We start from the raw sequence: 20,082 nt of genomic DNA, 5'->3' as shown, positions 1-20,082 counted from the left end.
AAAAGCGCCGCATTGAAGCGGCGCTTTTTTTTCAGACGTTTAGAAGAATACGTGCCTCGCGCGCCTGTGAAATAAACCCACTCGTCACGTCGCAGAACGCTGACTCATCGAGCGCCCCAGTTAACGCTGCGCACACAGCCGCAAGTCACCCTGATCGACGGCGAACCAGCAACCGTGCAGGCGGGCAGCAGGCATCTGCAGAGCTGGGCGGCGATATCTGCGCCACGACCTGGGGCTCATGTCGGCTGCGAAAACCCTTCATCTGAAACACTTCGGTCACTCCTTTTTCATGGAACCAGAGCCGCGCGTGCGCCACGCAGTCTTTGGATGATTTCAAGGACTCACCCAGGCATCGCTCGGCGACAGCGAGGACGAGGAGATTCAAAGTGCAGGCACCCACGATCAACCGGAACACCGGAAAGGTTATTCAGGCACAGGCGGCTGCAGACCTTCGCAACTCATCCGACTTGCAGCAACGCGCCGAACAGCCCACCCAACGCTCATCACACTCGCTGGGGAGTCTGGGAAAACGAATGCTGAAAAGCGTCGGCAAAGTGTTTCAGAAATCCAGAGCACCGCAGCAATCAGCGGCCAGACCGCCCAGCACAACAAACACCTCAAGCTCACGCCCGCTTTCCAGTGACGCGGCCATCCAAAACGCCCCTCAGGGCTCTCGCCTGACGGGCGCTGACAATCCACCTAAGTCAATCCTGCGCAACAGTTCAGATAAAGCGAGCAGCTCCGGGACAACGGGGCCTGGCGCCGAAAAAGCGCTCAAGCAGACAGAGCCTGCCGACCGAAACAACCGCCGTGTCAGGTTCGACATTCCGGGAGAGCGCCTGGAACGCACTGCTTCAGCCGAACTATCTGCAGAGTCAGCGGCTGATGAAGAAGCGGTCGCCAACGCTGTTCGTGAATCCCGACTTTCAGGTAGCCGTCTGCAAGGGCACGACGGCACGCGCCAGTCATTTATGGCCACCAACCCCAATCAGGCAAGCAGCTCTGGAACCAAAGTAGGCGATTTAGATGAGCCCGCGCGTAGGGCCGAACTATCTGTAGCGCCCATGACTGATGAAGAAGCGGTCGCCAACGCTATTCGTGAATCCCGACTTCCAGATAGCCGTCTGCAAGGGCACGACGGCACGCGCCAGTCATTTATGGCCACCAACCCCAATCAGGCAAGCAGCTCTGGAACCAAAGTCGGCGATTTAGATGAGCCCGCGCGTAGGGCCGAACTATCTGTAGCGCCCATGACTGATGAAGAAGCGGTAGCCAACGCTATTCGTGAATCCCGACTTTCAGGTAGCCGTCTGCAAGGGCACGACGGCACGCGCCAGTCATTTATGGCTACCAACCCCAATCAGGCAAGCAGCTCCGGAACCAAAGTCGGCGATTTAGATGAGCCCGCGCATGATGCCGAACTATCTGTAGCGCCCATGACTGATGAAGAAGCGGTAGCCAACGCTATTCGTGAATCCCGACTTTCAGGTAGCCGTCTGCAAGGGCACGACGGCACGCGCCAGTCATTTATGGCTACCAACCCCAATCAGGCAAGCAGCTCTGGAACCAAAGTAGGCGATTTAGATGAGCCCGCGCAGGGTCCAAATCTGGCACGCAGCCGCGGCGGTCGCTTTGAGTTCAAGGACGAGCAATTGAGGCGCGATATAAAACCTCAAGGCACTATCAACCTGAATGCCAAGGGCAAGCCTGATTTCTCTACGTTCGTTACGCCAGGCCTGGACCTGTTGCTGAAGGATCTCCTTGCTAAATCGGGGCAAACCTATCTTGCTCGGCAAAGTCAGGATGGTGTAGCTGGGCACCAGTTGTTGCAATCAAATGGGCATTTGTTGCATCTGCTGCAGGACGACAGCTCACTGGCGTTGATTCGCAGCAGTGAGAAAACAATCTCGGTAGAGGGGAAAAAACCACCGGCTGTGAAAATGGAACGTTCGGGTGGCTATATTCACATTGACGGCCCTGGTGGACGCAAAAGCCAGGAGTTGCCTGGCAAGGCGCATATCGCCTACCTCACCGACGTACACCAGACTACCAACGGAGAACGCCTGCGTGTGCACGAGGGTCGTCTGTATCAGTTTGATCCGGTGACCACCCGCTGGGCCCCAAAGGACAGCGACGATGCTGCCTTCAATCACCTTACAACCGGCGGGAACGGCTCGGTCTACGCAAAAAGCGATGATGTCGTCGTCGACCTCTCCAGTACGTTCAAACCGATGGGAGAGGTCAAGGGCCTGAAGTCATTTTCGGTTGCGCCTGACAATACCGCCGCCATGCTCAGCGGCTCGGACGCTCAAACTGTCCTGCTGACCGACATGAGCCCGGTGGTCGGCATAATGACGCCGAAGAAGACCAAGACCCTGGAGCTCGACGGCGGCGACGCCCGGGCAGCAGCGGTCGGTCTGAGTAACGACAAACTGTTTGTAGCTGACACTCAGGGCAAGCTTTACAGCGTCGACCGCAGTGCATTCGAAGATGACCAACCGACGTTGCGCCTGATGCCAGAAAAGACCGGCTACAACCTGGCAGGTCATCCAATGGGCGGCCATGACAGCGTCACTGGGTTCATCAGCGGTGATGATGGCCGCGTCCATGCATTGATCAAGAACCGCAAAGGCGAGGTGCATTCCCATGCACTCGATGAACAGAACTCGACGCTGGAAAGCGGCTGGAACCTGACCAATGCTCGGGTGCTGGACATCACTAGCGGCCTGACCGTTCCGGCAGCACCTGCCGCTGCAGACCGCCTTAACCTGGATCGCGGCGGGCTGGTTGGTCTGAGTTCGGGTCGTATTCAGCGCTGGGATGCGACGCCACAGTGCTGGAAGGATGCAGGCATAAAGGGCATTGAGCGATTGCAACGTGGTGCCGACAGCAATGCCTATGTATTGAAGGGTGGCAGGTTGCTCAAACTAAACGTGGCGGCCAAGTACCCCAATATTGCCTTTGACAACAATACAGCCCTTGCCCCAGTAGAACGCTCGACCAAGATCGAGATGGGCAAAGAAGTCGAAGGTGTGGAAGGTCGAATAGTTACCGCCTTTGCCATGGTCAACGAGAAGCGCTTTGTCGCACTTGATGACCAGAACAGGCTGACCGCCCATAGCAAAGACCACAAGCCCATCGATCTGGACACTTCCGGAGTTGATGGTGAGATCAAAACGCTGGCGCTGGACGAAAAGCATAATCTTCACGCACTGACCAGTACTGGAAAGCTTTATTGCATGCCGAGGGCAGCATGGCAGGGGACCAAGCTGGGAGAACAGCTCAACGCTAAATGGACGCCTGTTGCCGCGCCAAGGGAGCAACCTGTCAAAGCGCTTTACAGCAATGACGACAACAGATTGAGCGTCCAGATTGAAGACACCGATGGGCATGGCCTGATGCAGCTTAAAGGTGACAAATGGCAGGCTTTTGAACCACGGCCCGTGGAAAAAAACGGCCTGACTGACGTTTACAACAAGATAGTGCGCAAGCACAAAACCTGGCGTATTCCAAAAACAGGTTACACAGCGAAACTGGAGGCCAATTTCTTAGGCCGCGGCGGCATGGAAAAAAGCTCCCGCCCCGCTCTCGGTGAGGCCATCCGCGCCAATGTTTACAAGAACACCCTGGAAACGCCTCGCTGGATGAAGAACGTCGGTAACAATATCCAGCATCGTTACCATGGTCGAGAGGGATTGAAGGAGGTCTACAAAAAAGAACTGATCCTTTTCAAGCAACTTGAACTGGTTCATGAAGCCGGGGGCGAGCCGCCTGCTCAGGGTAACGATCTGAAAGCGCGTATCGCACGACTGGAACTCGGCCCTGCAGGCGCTGACCTGGTAAAAGAACTAGAGACGTTTCGCGACGAACTGGAACAGCACGCGAAAACAGCACTGGAAAACATTGGCAAGGATTACGGCAAGGTTAAAAACCTGAGACAGAACGACGGCGTACTGAACCAGCACAGTGAGACGGCGAAGCCGTCGACAAGAACTCAGATCGGCAAAAAGCTGACCAAAATGAATTCAACGTTGAACTTCAAAAGTTCCGGCCATGATTTTATTCAGGAGGTGGAAGACGCACTGTCGCATATTGCCCCTTCGGCAGAGAACCCGACCGCCACAACGCTCAAGCTATTGAAGGAAAACGGAGTAAAGCTTTCTCACACCAAGACCGACATTGGTCTGGGGCAGCGTCGCGATGCCAATGACGATCACGGTTTGAGCAAGGCTCGCCTGGCGCTGGACCTTGTGACCCTGAAAGATCTTGGCACGCTGATCGACAAAGTTGAGCTGCTGACGCCACAAAGCGACATGTCCGGTTTGAAAAAGCAGCTGGAAACGTTACGCAACGTCACCTATGGAGAAAATCCGGTCAAGCAGGTCACCGACATGGGCTTTACCGATAACGCGGCACTGGAAGGCGCGTATGACGCGGTCAAGGCGTTCTCGAATGCATTCAAGAAACCCGACCACGCAGTCAGCGTCAACATGCGCGCGGCGACCGGCAGCATGGACCAGACCGAACTGGCCGACACCTTCAAGGCCATGCTTAAAAGCCTGGAACATGACGATGATGAAATAGGTCTGCAGCGCAGTTACGGGCTTAATCTGACCAGTCCGTTCGCCATTCTCTCCGACAAGGCAACAGGCCCGTGGCCAAGCGCAAGTACCACTGGAAATCGCAACTACATACTCAATGCCGAGCGCTGTGAAGGTGGTGTAACGATGTACGTCATGAGAGAAGCGGCCGGTAATATCAGTGCCGGCGTGGGGGGCGGCAAAGACTTCTGGCCTACTTTTTTCGAAAAAGACAGTCCTGCCCTCAAAGTCAACGTAGGCAACAAACGCAGCATGACACCGAACTTTCGTTTGAGAGGAGACCTGACGGCGACGGCGGCGGCCAGCCAGCGAGCCGGGGTGATTTTCAATATTCCGGACGATGAAATCGACGAATTCGTCGACGAACTGTTCGAGGGTAAGCTCAATCCTTTACAGTTATTGAACAAGGCAAAGGACCATGAAATCTATGCCGCTCGCCGCTTCAATTTCGACATAACGGCAGGCAGCAATGCCGAGTTGCGTGTCGGCTTTGGCCTGTCGAAGGACGGCAGTGTGCCGCTTTCTGCAGTGGCACGCATGGGCGTGGCTGCGAACGTCACGGTCAACCTGTTGAGCTATACAGACTATTCTCTGACTCAGAAGAACGACAAAACCGAGTTGCGCGAAGGCGGCAAGAATCGACCCCGGTTTTTCAATAGCCTGTCGTTCGGCGCCCAGGCTCGTGGACAGCTAGGTGGCACCAATACCAATACCACAGCGACCCCGACATCCGCTGCCGGGCCTAGACCTGCCAGCCAATCAGCTGCCAATAACCTGGGGGGGACGTTAGGCGTGACCATTGATAACAAGACCGTCAAACGGGTCAAGTTTCGCTTTAACGTTGCAACACCAGTGAATGCCGAAGGCGTGAACAAAATCTCGAAAAGTCTGGGTGAAGCCTTCAAGGATAGAAGCACCACAGCCAGGCTCGCAGAACTCAAAGACCCTCTGAGCAATCGGTATACGGGCCTGCGCCCGGACCAGGTCGTCCAGTCGCACCTTGATGGGTTGAAGGAACTGTTTGCCGACAGGCTTGCGCAGAACGACAAACAGTACAAAGCGCTTCGAGACCTGAAACGAGCGGATGCCCGACACGAAGCGTCTGCCAACAATCACAGCGTGCTGGACGGTGCCCGCTTCGAGACAAGCAGGGCCAACTTGGCCGGCCTTAGTCATGAAAACCTGGTTACCAGACTCAAGGCTCTGGTAGGAGAAGAACGCTCTAATGGCAACGCGACAAGGGTTGCCGAGTTCATGAAAAAAGACCCGACTCTCAGAGACCTTATCAAGCAGCTTGAGGGCAGCGTTGGCACCCTCGCCCGAGTACGACTTGAGCCGAAAGACGCTGTAATCGACGATATAGACGAGGGCTGCCGCAAGGGTACGCTTACACAGACTGAGCTCTCCAGCCTCCTGGAAAATCGCGACAACATGAGGATCAAACGGGTGGTGATTTTTCACTCTCCCCCGCAGGTGGAGAACTTCATCTCGCCGACACCCATGGTCAGCTATAACAGCGGCGCGACGCTGGCGGTGACCAAAACGCTGGGGCGGATCAATTTCATTTATGGTCAGAATCAGGATACCCCCATCGGTTACACCTTTGACGGCGAGCTGTCGCGGCCATCAGAGTCACTGAAAGAGGCTACAGGTTTGCTGAAGAAAGCAGGCTTTGAAGTCAAAAGCTGATAAGTGAAACACATGAAAGCGCCGCACATAGCGGCGCTCTTCCTGATCGCAGGAGGAATATCAAGCGTGCAGAAAAGCACGCGCCTCACGTGCCTGTGAAATGAACCCACGCGTCACGTCACAGAACGTCGGCTCATCGAGCGACCCCAGTTCACGCTGCGCACACAGCCTTACATCACCCTGATCGACGGCAAACCAGCAACCGTGCAGGCGGGCGACATCGAAGTTAAGGCTCAGCAGGCGCTGCAAATCGGCAGAGCGCTCAGGGCAGCGCCCTACGCGGCAATGAAAAATGACCATCTCGCTATGCTCGGGCAACTCGATGACCGCAGCTTCGTTGTCCTGGCTGTCGTACAGGGCGCACACGCCGTTCTGCAGCATAAGCGGGGCGTCAAGCTGGGCACCAAGAGCACTGATAAAACGGGCGAAATCGGGTTGCAGGGTTTTCATCGTTATAGTCCTTTAAGGGGAGAAAGCGCTATGAATCAGCCGGGCAGCAGGCATCTGCAGCCTGTGCCCGGCTTCGGGTTTAACGTGAGGTGGGCAGGCCTTCTTCCATCGCGCGTAACTGCGCATCGTCGAGCGAAACGTCAGGTGCCTGCGGGCTGCCCGGTGGCGTTGTCTGCGCGACGACTTGGGGCTCATCGGCGGACGGGGGTTTTGCCGGGGTAAGCGCAGCGCGGGCTGACGACACTCCGTTCAGTACACCTTCCTCGACGACCCGAACCGTGTCCACAGCCATCTGGGTCGGCAATTGCAACGTACCTCTGCCCATGTGATAGGCGTTTTCCAAGGCTCTTGGAATGCCGCTCAACGTGCTCGGCTGGAACGTATGTGGCAGCGATGCCCTGTCCGGGTGACGGATATTGTTCAAGGCTGTTTCAGTACGAGCCAGCATCGGCGTTGCACCGCCCATGCCTGCCTACTTCAGCGCCTTGGCTTCCGCCGTCACCGACTGGTTTGCATACAGGGTAGACAGGTAGGACACCGAACCAGTCGCAGCCAAAGCCATGTTACGCAGAATGGTTCCTGCACTCAGCCTGCCCTGCTCGCCTTTGGGCATGGTTGCCACTGGCGGCAATGAACTGGTCAACGCAGAGCTCTGGATGCCCGACAGAGCCTTGCTGTAAAACGCAGTGCGAACCGCGGGATCACGCGGGTCCAGGCCTTTAGCCAGATCCTTGGCCAGGTCGGCATTTTTTCTGTCTGGCGTGAAGACTGGAATCTTGCGTCCCTGCGGATCGACGTAGGTGGAGTTCAACTGTGCGATCGTTTGCGTAGTGGCCGAAATACCACCTGCCATCCCGGATGTGAGGCCTCTGGCAGCCAAGGTCTGGCCATTGATCTGATTGAGATCGTGAAGCATCTGGCGAACAGCCTGACCGCCACCGAAAGAGCTGTAAGGAATCATTTCACCCAGCGGGTGGGTGGACGTGACCTGAACTTTTTTCTGATTCAGGATAGCCCGCTCGTCTTCGACCAACGTTTTGTCATCGCTCATTTCCTGGGCAGTTTTCTTGACCAGCTTGCCGTTGTCATTCTTGAGTTCAAAAGGGTCCGGAATGACCGAGTTGGTGTCGATGCCCTTGAGTGGAACCATGTTCAAGCGCTCATTGAGGCCAGACGTCTGCCACCCGGCCTGAATCAAGGGTTTTACCAGATTGGTGACACCTTCATGAGCAACGCCTGCTACCAGCCCCACGACTGTGGCCTTCAGCATGCTGGCGTCGCTGCTCTTGCCGGGTACGGCATCTTTCATTAGATCGTTCATGGCCGAGCGGACGACACCCAGATGGGTCATTGACGCAATGAATTGCGGGATCGCGGCAGCCACAATCGGCCCGGCCCCCTTCCAGCCACCCACCGAATTGCGATCAGAATTTAGCGTCTGCACCAGAGTGTCCAGCTGCGCATGAGCGGCCACAGACTGAAGACGCTTGCCTTCCGGTGACTTGGGGAACCCGTCGCGCAGTTCGACCAGCGTAGCCTTGGCGTCGACCAGCGCCTGTTTGTCATTCTCACGAGTGAGTCGGCCACCGTCATCAGCATTTTCCAGCGCCGTGTTCAGATCCTCAATGTGACTATCGATCGACGCAATACTTTTGCTCAGCCCCTCTTCGATGGATTTGCTGGCACGGCCCGCGTATTTACCCAGCGCTTCCTGACTGATAGCCAGAGCATTCTGGTCGCGCAGACTGACAGGCAGGCGCGAACCGTCAGGCCCGGATAAATTTGCCCGTGCGTCATGCATGAGCTGGAAGTGCTCCAACTGATCGGCGACTGACTGCGCAAAGCCTTTGATCAGTTGCCCGACTTCGGCCTTGTCGGGCGCCTGACCCGGCTGGGCAAACTTGCCTAACAGCTGCTGCAGGTCCGAGCCGTGAAACTTTTTAAGTTGATAGCGCTCAGGTGACAGTCTTTGAGCCATCTCTTCGAAGGGCACCTTTTCCGATCCCGGCCGAGATAGCGCACTGCCGATCAATAAAGCCGCACGCGGGCTGATCAGGGGCTCGCCACTTTCGGTTGAAGTCGCCGGCTCGGCCATGAATTCCTTCAATATTTTTTCGTGCTCCGGATCGACTTTGAGCCTTGCTGCGCCAGCCGCCGAGCTCTCTCCCACTTCTGCAATTGACTGGCGGGGAGTCAGCGGCGGGTTAGTGCCTGGGGTGACCGCATTAGGGTGAGGTGCAGCAACAGGGCTTGCGGCATGTTGCGGGCTCCCCTGAACCATCTGGATATTGCCTGAGCCAACTCGTGTAATAGTCATTGGAACCTCCCGAGAGCAGAAGCACTTTCACGCTTTGTTGCTGAAGACACCGGCAGCGCTGCTGGTGCGCTCGCCGCGTCGGTCTGGCCCTGGGCCATGAAGCCATGCTCACGCCACTCTTTGGCCAGTTCGGCAAAAGATCTCATCAGCAGCAGAACGCCTTCGGCAGAGGCACGCTCGATCCCTACCGACCCCATCAGCAACACCCTGCCGGTCTGAGCATTAAAGGAAAATACCGGGCTGTGGGCACCGGAGAACATGTGAAAATTGATGTCCATCAAGGCCAATAGCACGGTGTCACGATTGCGTGAAGGCAATCCGCCCATGTCACCGTAGATCAACACAGCACTCCCCTCGTCGCGGTCCTGATATTGAAGGGTGAAATCCACGTCGCTGATTTTGAAATTGGCAGATTCGTAAAAGCGCTCGGGATTAGAGATCAGGCTGAGCGCACAGATCTCGTTGATAAGCGTGTGGTACTGATCATTGTTGGTCATCTCACGGCCTCCGGTTGGAATGAAGCCACGCCCTATTCGATGGGTGTGTTAGCACTGTGTCGAAGCCAATAGCATTTTGGTTCCTTGCGTTCGGCACCCTGACAAAAAACGCCGCAGCGCAGAAATTGTCATGCGATACCGGTGGAACCCATCATCTCGCGTTGCCACTCACCTCAGGCAACACCAAGGCGAAGTCCTCGTCGATCTATAGAACTGACAGCGGCACGGCGAACAACGCCGGTAAATCCGGACTACAACGCCGGTTCATCTGTCCATCCCATAGAGGTAAAGCACCATGACCATCGGCATCAACTCAATGCAAGCGTCAAACACGCTGGACTTCTCGGCGCTGAATAGCGAGGGGTCACAAAACAAGGCGCTTAGCGAGCAAAATACTCAGAAAGCCGTAGACCCAAGCTCGTTGCTGTTTGCCAGTGACAAACAGAAAGACGTCAACTTCGGACAGCCCGACAACTCTGTTCAAAATTCGCAGGACGGCGGCAAGGCAGGCGACAGCCAGTCGAAGATAATGAAGCTGCTTACCGAGCTGTTGCAGGCGCTGTCGGATATGCTCTCGGGCAAGGATAAAAAACAGGACGCCGGCCAAGAGCAGAACAATGGTGGTGGCGGTGGCAACCAGGCGCCCAGCAACAATGGCGGACTCGGTACTCCGCCAGCATCAGGCGGCGGTGGCGGTACTCCTGCTGCAGCGGGCGGCGGCAGCGGTGGCGGCGCACCTGCTGCGGCAGGCGGTGGCGACAGCGGCGGTGGTGCACCTGCTGCTGCGGGCGGTGGCGGCGCACCAGCCGCTGGAGGCGCTCCGCAATCCCTTGCAAGCGCTGACGGCCCTTCGAACAACACCGGCGATGCAGCCAAGGGTAGCAATCCCCTTGAATCTCTGCTCACAGAACTAGCGGCTAAACCAGGCCACGCTGGCTCGGCTGCGGAATTGGCAAGCGCTACAGATCCATCTGGCAAAGTCGATTCGGTAAAAGACGCTTCCAAGGCTGGTGCAGGTGCCGCAGCCACTGGGCACGGTGAGACCGAGCCTGTCGACAAATCGGCGGCCAAGGGAGACCCTGCCGACAAGCAGAATACAGCTAACGTCGCCGCAGCCGACGCCAAGCCTGAATCTGACAAAGCCAAGGTAGCTGCCTGACAGGGAAGCCTTTCCGGTAAAAGCACCGGTAAATGAAAGGGGCGTATTCTTTCGAATACGCCCCTTTCCGTTAACTGCAATGTTTCAAAATGCTTATGATCGGCCTGGCTGGAAAGGCATTGCGCTCGGTGATCCTGCCGCGATACCGCCTTCTTCGATATCAGGCTCACGAACGTTTCGACGACGTAACGAGTCGCGCAAGGAAGTCGCCGTAGCGGCAATCATCTCGCCGCCGGCGTCTATGCTTGCCTTGGCCAACTGTGCTGTCTGCACTGTCTGCTCAGCCACATAGCCTGTCGCACTGGACGCAGCGGATTTCACCTTGTCCTGTATGAACGATTCAGCTTTTTTGACAGCGGGATCAGTTACCACCGCTGCCGTGGTCCAGCCTGCAAACACCCCGACAGAGCCTGCCAGGTTGGTTGCCTGGCTGACTGCTGCCTTGGCAGCCGGGTGAGTGATATTTTTCGTCGCCATTTCCTGCAACTTGCCCACCCCGGCAAAGCCACCCGCCAGTGCGAGACCGTTTTGCGCCAGGCTGGTGGCCGATACCAGACTTCTCACCGCTTTCAAGCCATCGGTGGCGACGTCCAGCGGCAAACCGGCCACCCGCTTGCCTGCGTTGAGCGCTGCGCCGGAGTAGCTGGCGGACTTGATCGCGTTGTAGGCATCGAGCCAGTCGGTTTCTTCATTCAAGTCGGCCTTGGGTTCCTTGTCCTTGATGCCCAGTACAAATGCCCCGCCGCGCTGATGATCACGCGCTTGCACACCGACCATGTGATTACCAAAAGCTGCGTTGGCAGCAAGCCCGCCTGCCGCCGACACACTGATATCGACAGCGCCCTGCACGGCGGGGTTAGATGCCAGCGCCGGAGCAAGTACGGTACGCACAGCATTCCTGGCCGTATAGGTCTGAACGCCTAAGCTCATATCCAAAGCCTGCCGCATGACACTGGGCGCATGGCGCTTCACCGACGCGGCCATTGCATCATGCAGCTTGTCTGGCGATGTACTCAAGTAATGCAGGTCGCTGGTTGCTCGGTTCATGACCGTGGTGCCGACCTGATCCATGACCCCCGACAATGCGCCGGGAAGCAGCGGTGCCAAAGGCTTGAGCGGAGCCGGCAACCAATTGCCCTCGCTGACCGCAGGCCGAATGTATTGCAGCACCGACGCAGCGGCAAAGGGTGCGGCCCGCAACGCTGCCGACGCAGTGGCTGCCATCCTGTCGAATTTTTCCGCCTTGGCGAAGGTTTCGGCGATGCTTGCAGGGGTTTCCCCCGCATCAAACAAACGTCTGGCGCGCGAATCGACAATGTTATCGATCTGCTCGTTGTGAGCATGAACGGCGTCCTGATCAGCGGATGGATCGTTTAACGGCAGCTTGTGTGCAGCGAACACGTGATCTTTCAGGTAATCGGTAATGCCCTGCAGATTGGCATGCTCGGCCGAACTGAGCGACTGTAGTGGTCAACTGATCCCGGACACGACGTTAAGTTTTTTCTCGTACTGAGCGGGTGCCAGTCCATTATTGAACTGGTGTGGCCGAACCCAGTTGTAGCGATGCATCAGATAATGACTGATATCCCGCTGTGCCTCTTGGGCCGTCATGTAGCCCACGGCGGGTATCCACTCGGTTTTCAAGCTGCGGAATACACGCTCCATCGGCGAGTTGTCGTAGCAATTACCTCGGCGACTCATGCTCTGGCGCATGCGGTATCGCCAAAGCCGCTGGCGAAACTGTCGGCTCCCATATTGGGAGCCCTGATCTGAGTGAAACAGCAGGCCCTGAGGCTTGCCGCGTTGCTCATAAGCCATGTCCAGCGCCTTGATGACCAAGTCCGTGTCCGGTTTGTTTGAAAACGCCCAGCCCACCACCCGACGCGCATAAAGATCCATAACCACCGCCAGGTAATGCCATTTTCCTTGCGCCCAGATGTAGGTGATGTCGCCACACCAAACCTGATTGGGCGCGGGTACATCGAACTGCCGATTCAAAATGTTCGGAATGTCAGGCCTCTCCACTGTTGCTTTTTTATAAGCATGAGAGCCAGGTTGCTTGCTGATTAATCCCAGTTCCCGCATCAGGCCACGTACCTTGAACCGGCCAATTTGCTCGCCATCTTCCTGCAATACCGAAACGATACTGCGGCTGCCAGCAGCGCTTCGACTTTGCCCGAACAGCTCATTGACTCGACTGAGTAAACGAACCCGCTCGGTGTCTGGAGCCCGACGCCGCTGGCAATGGTCGTAGTAGCACGAGCGAGGTGTCTCGAACATCTCGCACAGCAATTCGATCGGCTCATGGGCACCTAGCTGATCGATCAGCGCAAGCGCTCGTGTTCTTCCGACATCAAGAGCGCGGTAGCCTTTTTTAAAATGGATTTCTCCCGCTCAAGACGAGCGATGCGCGCTTCCAGCTCCTGAATTTTCTGCTGCTCGGGCGTCAGGGCTTTGCTCTGAGGCGTCACGCCATTGCGCTCCTGCTGGAGCTGGCTAACCCAGCGACGCAGCGCAGACTCGACCACTCCAAGCGAGCGAGAAGCTTCGACATGGCTATAACCTTGATCGAGCACGAGGCCTGCGGCCTCACGTTTGAATTCAGCGGAGAAGGTACGGCGTTGCTTGGTCATCAGACACCTCTATATCTGGCGATATTCTCGCCTAAATGAGTGTCCGGAATCATTAGACCACTACAACCGTACCGAACTGGAGGCGAAAGATTCTCTTGCGCTCTGAAAGTTCTCTATTTCAATGCTGGGGCGGGGGCTGTCGGATCGATTGATAGGCATGGAAATTCCCTCTCTGTATGCGCAGGCTTTATGACGTCGCGCTGGGATGGGCTTAGCCGGACGACTTGCATGCGTACAGGCAAGGCAATTAAGCGTCGGTCCAACGGAGAAAGAGATTGCGAACGTCCGGTGCCCGTCAGTGAAAAGGACCGACGAGACTGCGTGGTTTCACATTCGTTGCAGTTCCACACCAGCGTGGTATGCCCCCAAAAGCGGTCTCGCGTGGCCTGTTCGAATTCATTTTAAAAACAATGAAGAATTAAGCGAATTTTAAGGCTGAGTGCGTAAGTTTGCGGCGTGGCGTGTTCATTGATCGCACACAACCTCTTCCAACCAGCAAAGGAGTGCCGCAATGCCTGGTCCTTACGAAAAAAAATGGCTGTGCATCACAAGAACGGTAACTTACGTTGGCTGGTCGCTGTTCTGGCTTTTGCTCTGGGACGTGGCCGTGACCGTAGACGTCATGCTGGTAGAAGGCGCCGGTATCGATTTTCCGCTGATGCCACTCACCCTGCTCTGCTCGGCGCTCATCGTGCTGATCAGCTTTCGCAATTCCAGTGCCTACAATCGCTGGTGGGAAGCGCGCACCTTGTGGGGCTCGATGGTCAACAGTTCGCGCAGCTTTGGCCGTCAGGTGCTGACATTGATCGACGCTGAACGTGAAGACCGCGACAACCCGATCAAGGCCACCCTGTTCAAGCGTCACGTAGCTTACTTGCGCGCACTGCGCGCGCACTGCGCGCGCACCTGAAAGGCAATGTCGGCACGGCGAAACTCGATGGTCTGTTGTCTCGGGAGGAAATTCACAAGGCCGCGCAGAGCAATAACTTTCCCAATGACATTCTCAATGGCTCCGCAGCGATCATCTCGCAAGAGTTCGCTGCCGGACGCATAGACAGCATCCGCCTGGCCAGGCTGGAGTCGACCATGGTCGAGCTGTCCAACTGCCAGGGCGGGATGGAACGCATCGCCAATACGCCGCTGCCCTATCCTTACGTCTATTTCCCGAAGCTGTTCAGCACCTTGTTCTGCATCATCATGCCGCTGAGCATGGTAACGACTCTGGGCTGGTTCACGCCGGCGATCTCCACGGTAGTCGGCTGCATGCTGCTGGCGATGGACCGTATCGGTACCGACTTGCAGGCTCCGTTCGGCAACAGTCAGCACCGGATACGCATGGAAGACCTGTGCAACACGATCGAAAAAAACCTGCACTCGATGTTCGAGACACCCGAAAAACAGAGAATGGTGATTGACCCGCAAGGTCGGGACGGTAGCGCGTGGCCAACTCATCGATTTGCCGTTTGATGATGCTCGCTGACATGCGCAGAAAGCCGAAAGACTCCGGTTGTTTCTGATCTACGGTGCTGACGGATGTAGACGGTTCGGGGGTGCCCCCCTGAACCTTACGGATCAATCAGAACGGCAGCTTAAAAAACAAACCCCTGACCCAGTTCACTTTCCATCCACTCAAGAAATCGCCTGACTCTGGGAAAGCTGGAATGGGCTTTGGGAAACACCAGATGATGTGCGGCTACCGGAGCAGTCAGTTCCTGCGGGGCCACTTCGACCAGTTCGCCAGTGGCCAGGTACTTTTGCGCCAGCAAAGTACTTTCCAGCGCAAACCCCAACCCGTGACTGGCCGCTTCAAGTGTCATGTACGATCGGTCAAAACTCAGCGCGTAGGGCTTCTCCGGGCGAGCCAGCCCATGTCGGGCAAACCATTCGGGCCACTTCAATAAAGTGGCTTCGGAAAGAATCAACTCGCGGTCGAGCAAATCAGCTGCGCTGTCCACCGTGCGGCGCGCCAGCAGGGTCGGTGACGCCAGTACGGCGAACTGCTCGTCGCGCAGAGTGCGAACTTCATAACTGGGCCAGTTTGGCCTGCCATGGCGAATATCGACGTCGATCTTATCCCGGCTGAAATGCAGCGACTCATACGAGCACGACAGGTTGATCTGGATATCCGGGTGGCTCACCCGAAATGCCTCCAGCCTGGGCATCAGCCAGAGCAGTCCGAAACTGGGCGCAGAATGCAAACGCAGGCAATCGAGACTGACGTCGCTGGCTGCACGCTCGGTGGCGACAGCCAGGCTGTGCAGCACTCCGGAGACATCTTTCAGATACTGCTCACCAACCGGTGTCAGCGTGACCCCACGCGCAGCCCGGACGAACAGTTGCCGGCCAATCAATGCTTCGAGTCTGGCCAGTTGATGACTGATCGCTGAAGGGGTCAGGTCCAGCACTTCGGCGGCTCTGGCCAGGTTGCCGAAGCGGGCTGTCTGCTCGAAGGCCTGAAGCGCTTTCAGCGGTGGCAGGCTCAGAGGTGCATCGTCATCAGGCCGCATTGGCGCTCCGCTGTAACGGTTTATTTGAATTTCATGCATTCAACCACTCGCCTGACCGCTTGACGAGAGGTGAATTTTTTTCAGCATCCAGTGATTTTTGCGGCATTGCTCACAGCCCACACCGGGAACACTCTGAATCATCGATCACCAGAATCGACCCCATAAAAATAATCAGAGGTAACCCTCATGCTTCTTCAAGGCAAAATCGCAGTCATCACTGGCGCAGCATCCGAGCGCGGTATTGGCCGTGCCACCGCAGTCACATTCGCTCAGCACGGCGCCCGAGTGGTGATTATCGATCTCGATGAATCTGCCGCACGTGATGCTGCCGCCGCGCTGGGTGAGGGGCATCTTGGACTGGCGGCCAACGTCGCTGACGAGCAACAGGTTCAGGCAGCCGTCGCCAAGGTCATCGAGCACTACGGCCGCATCGATGTGCTGGTCAATAACGCGGGCATCACCCAGCCCGTCAAGACCCTGGACATCCGCCCTGCCGATTACGACAAAGTGCTCGATGTCAGCCTGCGCGGCACCTTGCTAATGTCGCAGGCCGTGATACCGGCCATGCGCGCTCAGTCCTCGGGCAGCATCGTGTGTATGTCGTCGGTTTCCGCACAGCGCGGCGGAGGTATTTTCGGTGGTCCGCATTACAGCGCAGCGAAGGCCGGCGTACTGGGCCTGAGCAAGGCAATGGCCCGGGAGTTCGGGCCGGATCAGGTGCGCGTCAATTCCATCGCCCCCGGCCTTATCCATACCGACATCACAGGCGGGTTGATGCAGGATGAGCGACGCCACGCAATCATCGACGGCATTCCGCTGGGCCGTCTGGGTGCAGCGCAGGACGTGGCCAACGCCGCGCTGTTTCTGGCCAGCGACCTGTCGTCCTACCTCACCGGTATCACGCTGGATGTGAATGGCGGCATGCTGATTCACTGACCGCGAGTAGACGGGCTGGCAGACAGCCCGTGTTTGTTCTGGATCCCCGATACGCCGGGCGGTTGCCTGGCGATCTATAAAAACAAGAGATCAGACCATCATGATAACCACCATGACGCTCGACGCGGCTTCGACCACGCGCGCAAATGCCTACCGCAAGACCGCCTGGCGACTGATGCCGTTCCTGATGCTGTGCTATCTGTGCGCGTACCTGGATCGCGTCAATGTCGGCTTCGCCAAACTGCAGATGATGAACGACCTGGCCTTCAGCGAAACCGTCTACGGGCTTGGCGCCGGAATGTTCTTCATCGGTTATTTCCTTTGCGAGGTGCCCAGCAACCTGATCCTTCACCGCGTCGGTGCCAGACGCTGGATCGCCCGCATCATGATCTCCTGGGGCATCATTTCCGCACTCTTCGCCTTTGTCGAAACTGCCTGGCAATTCTACGCCCTGCGCTTTCTGCTCGGGGTTGCGGAAGCTGGCCTGGCACCCGGACTGCTGCTCTACCTGACGTACTGGTTCCCCTCCTATCGTCGCGCGCGCATGACCGTGCTGTGGTTCATCGCCATTCCGCTGTCCGGCATGATCGGCGGCCCCCTTTCGGGCTACATCATGACCAGCTTTGCAGGTTTCCATGGCTGGGCGGGCTGGCAGTGGATGTTTGTTCTGGAAGCGATTCCTACGGTCGTTGTCGGCTTGCTGGTGCTGAGTTACCTCAAGGATGGCGTGCACCAGGCAACCTGGCTCTCGGATGAAGAAAAGCAGCTGCTAAACAAGGAGCTGGAAGAGGACAACAGCCAGAAGGTGGTACACGCTTCAGTCGGAGCATTCATTCGCGACCGCCGTTTGTGGCTGTTGGCGTGCATCTACTTCTGCGTGGTGATGGGCCAGTACGCGATCACCTTCTGGCTACCGACGCTGATCCGTAATGCAGGCGTTTCCGACCCATTGCATATCGGCCTGATGACCAGTCTTCCCTATCTGTGCGCGATCATCGTGATGCTGTTGATGGGCCGCAGCGGCGACAAGCACCGCGAGCGGCGCTGGCACCTGGTCGGCCCGATGATTGCGGGTGCGTTGGGGCTGAGCCTGGCGGCGCTGTTCGGCGGCAATCTGCTGCTTTCGGTGCTTAGCCTGTGCCTCGCGGCAGCAGGCATCCTGTCTGCGTCCTCGATGTTCTGGATGCTGCCCACCACCCTGCTTGGCGGCGTGTCTGCCGCCGCCGGCATCGCCGGGATCAACAGCTTCGCCAATCTGGCGGGCTTCTGCTCGCCCTACCTGATCGGCTGGATCACCACCACGACCGGCTCAAGCGCCATCGGCATGTACCTGATCACCGGCGTGCTGTTCATCGGCGCGTACCTGGTGCTGCGTATTCCTGCCGCCTCGGTCAATCGTTGAGTCAACGGAGTAACCAACATGACAACCCACGTTTTATCTACCCCCTCCAGCTCGCTGGCGCAGCGGGCTCACAATATCCGCCGACATGCATTGCGCATGGGCCAGGTCCAGGGCCAGGGTTATGTCGGACAGGCACTCGGCGCCGCCGACCTGCTTGCCGTGTCCTACTTTCACGCCATGAGCTACAAGCCTGATGACCCTGAATGGGAGCTGCGAGACCGTTTTTACCTGTCGATCGGCCACTACGCGATTGCACTGTATGCAGCACTGATCGAAGCCGGGATCATCCCGCTTGACGAGCTGGAAACCTATGGCTCGGATGACAGCCGTCTGCCCATGTCAGGCATGGCGACTTACACACCGGGAATGGAAATCACCGGCGGCTCGCTGGGCCATGGGCTGGGTATTGCCGTAGGTGCCTGTCTGGGCCTGAAGCGCAAGAACTCCCGTTCCTTCGTCTACAACCTGCTGTCGGACGGCGAACTGAACGAAGGCTCCACTTGGGAGGCGGCCATGTCGGCCTCGCACTGGAAGCTGGACAACCTGATCGCGATCATTGATGTGAACAACCAGCAGGCAGATGGCCACGCCAGTGAGGTGCTTGCGTTCGAACCCATCGTCGACCGCTGGCAGGCGTTCGGCTGGTTCACCCAGCGGGTCGACGGCAACGATCTTAACGCGTTGGTAGCAGCCTTCGACGCGGCTCGACAGCATCAGGGCGCGCAGCCAAGGGTAATCATCTGCGACACGAAAATGGGCAAAGGCGTGGCGTTTCTGGAAACCCGCGAAAAGACCCACTTCATTCGTGTGGACGAGCATGAATGGGACATTGCGCTGAGCAACCTCGACGAGGGGAAAACCGTATGAGTTCCACTGATCAAAAGGCGACACCGGTCGTCGTCGCGAAGAAAAAACTGACCACCTCGGCGATGATTGCGTCTATCGCCTCAGAAGGCCAGGCCACTCGCCCGGCGCCGTTCGGGCATGCGCTGGCGGCACTGGCAGACCAACGCAAGGATATCGTCGGGCTGTCAGCTGACCTGTCCAAATACACCGACCTGCACATCTTCGCCAAAGCTCACCCGGAACGTTTCTATCAGATGGGCATGGCCGAGCAACTGTTGATGAGCGCGGCTGCGGGCATGGCGCGGGAAGGCTTTGTGCCATTCGCCACCACCTACGCGGTGTTCGCGTCCAGGCGCGCCTACGACTTCATCTGCATGGCAATTGCCGAAGACAACCTGAACGTCAAGATCGTCTGCGGGCTGCCAGGCCTGACCACCGGTTACGGCCCCAGCCATCAGGCAACCGACGACCTGGCGATCTTCCGGGCCATGCCCAACCTGATGATTGTCGACCCGTGCGATGCACTGGAAATCGAGCAGGCCGTGCCGGCCATCGCTGCCCATCAGGGCCCGGTGTACATGCGCTTGCTGCGCGGTAACGTACCGCTGGTGCTGGACGAGTACGGTTACACGTTCGAGATCGGCAAAGCCAAGACCTTGCGTACCGGTAACGACGTGCTGATCATTTCCACCGGTCTGATGACCATGCGTGCGCTGGAAGCAGCCAAGGCGCTTCAGGCTGACGGTGTCGATGTTGCAGTGCTGCACGTGCCGACCATCAAGCCGCTGGACGAGCAGACCATTCTGGCCGAAGCCGGAAAACCGGGACGACTGGTGGTGACCGCGGAAAACCATTCGATTATCGGAGGGCTGGGCGAGGCTGTGGCGACGGTACTGCTGCGCAATGGCGTGACGCCGACCTTCAGACAAATCGCCCTGCCGGACGCCTTTCTGGATGCTGGCGCGCTGCCTACACTGCATGATCGTTACGGCATTTCGACACCAGCAGTCTGCACGCAAATCAAAGCCTGGCTTTAAGCACTGAC

Annotated in this window: 11 protein-coding genes and 3 pseudogenes; 7 read left to right on the top strand and 7 right to left on the bottom strand. The window is 57.5% G+C overall.

Translation table 11 applies throughout. The annotated features are described in order from the left end of the window. Positions 1 to 31: 31 nt before the first annotated feature. Positions 32 to 192, bottom strand: a pseudogene (locus tag I9H09_RS05725) (CesT family type III secretion system chaperone); the annotation flags it as partial. 965 nt (positions 193 to 1,157) lie between these two features. On the opposite strand from I9H09_RS05725, the gene I9H09_RS05720 reads away from it, so the two are divergent. Then, positions 1,158 to 6,290 carry an AvrE-family type 3 secretion system effector gene (locus I9H09_RS05720; RefSeq protein WP_413469777.1) on the top strand — a complete coding sequence of 1,711 codons (5,133 nt, stop codon included), beginning with the start codon at positions 1,158 to 1,160 and terminating at the stop codon, positions 6,288 to 6,290. Positions 6,291 to 6,350: 60 nt separating this feature from the next. Here the strand turns inward: I9H09_RS05720 and I9H09_RS05715 are convergent, their stop codons facing one another. The 3 genes and pseudogenes from I9H09_RS05715 to I9H09_RS05705 form a co-directional block, all read right to left on the bottom strand. After that, positions 6,351 to 6,740 carry a type III secretion system chaperone gene (locus tag I9H09_RS05715; protein WP_122311936.1) on the bottom strand — a complete coding sequence of 130 codons (390 nt, stop codon included), beginning with the start codon at positions 6,738 to 6,740 and terminating at the stop codon, positions 6,351 to 6,353. A 79-nt stretch (positions 6,741 to 6,819) separates the two neighbouring features. Further along, positions 6,820 to 9,021 (bottom strand): annotated as a pseudogene (locus I9H09_RS05710) (restriction endonuclease). Positions 9,022 to 9,053: 32 nt separating this feature from the next. After that, on the bottom strand, positions 9,054 to 9,554 hold the full coding sequence (locus I9H09_RS05705) for a CesT family type III secretion system chaperone (RefSeq protein ID WP_005891539.1): 501 nt from the start codon (positions 9,552 to 9,554) through the stop codon (positions 9,054 to 9,056). A 295-nt stretch (positions 9,555 to 9,849) separates the two neighbouring features. On the opposite strand from I9H09_RS05705, the gene I9H09_RS05700 reads away from it, so the two are divergent. Continuing rightward, positions 9,850 to 10,713, top strand: a complete 864-nt coding sequence (locus I9H09_RS05700; protein ID WP_053480684.1) for a hypothetical protein — start codon at positions 9,850 to 9,852, stop codon at positions 10,711 to 10,713. Between the two features lie 93 nt (positions 10,714 to 10,806). Here I9H09_RS05700 and I9H09_RS05695 read toward each other — a convergent pair whose 3' ends face one another. Beyond that, the gene (locus I9H09_RS05695) at positions 10,807 to 12,147 is read right to left on the bottom strand and encodes a type III effector (RefSeq protein WP_122346643.1); all 1,341 of its coding nucleotides are present in this window, start codon (positions 12,145 to 12,147) and stop codon (positions 10,807 to 10,809) included. Positions 12,148 to 12,183: 36 nt separating this feature from the next. Next, a protein-coding gene (locus I9H09_RS05690) for an IS3 family transposase (RefSeq protein WP_122346372.1) occupies positions 12,184 to 13,346 on the bottom strand; the annotation gives its coding sequence in 2 pieces (ribosomal slippage) (positions 12,184 to 13,091 and positions 13,091 to 13,346; 1,164 coding nt in all). A gap of 511 nt (positions 13,347 to 13,857) precedes the next feature. Between I9H09_RS05690 and I9H09_RS05685 the strand changes: the two are divergent. Next, positions 13,858 to 14,813 (top strand): annotated as a pseudogene (locus tag I9H09_RS05685) (bestrophin family protein). A gap of 122 nt (positions 14,814 to 14,935) precedes the next feature. On the opposite strand, the gene I9H09_RS05680 reads toward I9H09_RS05685, so the two are convergent. Then, positions 14,936 to 15,853 carry a LysR substrate-binding domain-containing protein gene (locus I9H09_RS05680; RefSeq protein WP_024671272.1) on the bottom strand — a complete coding sequence of 306 codons (918 nt, stop codon included), beginning with the start codon at positions 15,851 to 15,853 and terminating at the stop codon, positions 14,936 to 14,938. 186 nt (positions 15,854 to 16,039) lie between these two features. On the opposite strand from I9H09_RS05680, the gene I9H09_RS05675 reads away from it, so the two are divergent. The 4 genes from I9H09_RS05675 to I9H09_RS05660 all read left to right on the top strand — a co-directional run bounded on the left by I9H09_RS05675 (position 16,040) and on the right by I9H09_RS05660 (position 20,074). Beyond that, positions 16,040 to 16,789 (top strand): SDR family NAD(P)-dependent oxidoreductase, encoded by a 750-nt coding sequence (locus tag I9H09_RS05675; RefSeq protein WP_122347027.1) that lies wholly within the window; start codon positions 16,040 to 16,042, stop codon positions 16,787 to 16,789. 100 nt (positions 16,790 to 16,889) lie between these two features. Beyond that, positions 16,890 to 18,191: an MFS transporter gene (locus I9H09_RS05670; RefSeq protein ID WP_054990354.1), complete on the top strand. Its 1,302-nt coding sequence runs from the start codon at positions 16,890 to 16,892 to the stop codon at positions 18,189 to 18,191. A gap of 18 nt (positions 18,192 to 18,209) precedes the next feature. Then, positions 18,210 to 19,058, top strand: a complete 849-nt coding sequence (locus tag I9H09_RS05665) for a transketolase (RefSeq protein WP_055002260.1) — start codon at positions 18,210 to 18,212, stop codon at positions 19,056 to 19,058. Beyond that, the gene (locus I9H09_RS05660) at positions 19,055 to 20,074 is read left to right on the top strand and encodes a transketolase family protein (RefSeq protein ID WP_005891529.1); all 1,020 of its coding nucleotides are present in this window, start codon (positions 19,055 to 19,057) and stop codon (positions 20,072 to 20,074) included. The genes I9H09_RS05665 and I9H09_RS05660 overlap by 4 nt, the downstream gene beginning before the upstream one ends. Positions 20,075 to 20,082: the final 8 nt, after the last annotated feature.

Source organism: Pseudomonas tremae (genome assembly GCF_023278125.1).
In the GTDB taxonomy this organism is placed as follows: Bacteria; Pseudomonadota; Gammaproteobacteria; order Pseudomonadales; family Pseudomonadaceae; genus Aquipseudomonas; species Aquipseudomonas tremae.
The sequence above is the reverse complement of the archived record's forward strand: the minus strand, read 5'-3'. Positions and strand labels throughout refer to the sequence as shown.

Bases quoted from the DNA above. Each gene is read 5' to 3' on its own strand.
- I9H09_RS05660 (WP_005891529.1), top strand. From the start codon at position 19,055: ATGAGTTCCACTGATCAAAAGGCGACACCGGTCGTCGTCGCGAAGAAA.
- I9H09_RS05715 (WP_122311936.1), bottom strand. From the start codon at position 6,740: ATGAAAACCCTGCAACCCGATTTCGCCCGTTTTATCAGTGCTCTTGGT.
- I9H09_RS05665 (WP_055002260.1), top strand. From the start codon at position 18,210: ATGACAACCCACGTTTTATCTACCCCCTCCAGCTCGCTGGCGCAGCGG.
- I9H09_RS05700 (WP_053480684.1), top strand. From the start codon at position 9,850: ATGACCATCGGCATCAACTCAATGCAAGCGTCAAACACGCTGGACTTC.
- I9H09_RS05680 (WP_024671272.1), bottom strand. From the start codon at position 15,853: ATGCGGCCTGATGACGATGCACCTCTGAGCCTGCCACCGCTGAAAGCG.
- I9H09_RS05720 (WP_413469777.1), top strand. From the start codon at position 1,158: ATGGCCACCAACCCCAATCAGGCAAGCAGCTCTGGAACCAAAGTCGGC.
- I9H09_RS05670 (WP_054990354.1), top strand. From the start codon at position 16,890: ATGATAACCACCATGACGCTCGACGCGGCTTCGACCACGCGCGCAAAT.
- I9H09_RS05705 (WP_005891539.1), bottom strand. From the start codon at position 9,554: ATGACCAACAATGATCAGTACCACACGCTTATCAACGAGATCTGTGCG.
- I9H09_RS05675 (WP_122347027.1), top strand. From the start codon at position 16,040: ATGCTTCTTCAAGGCAAAATCGCAGTCATCACTGGCGCAGCATCCGAG.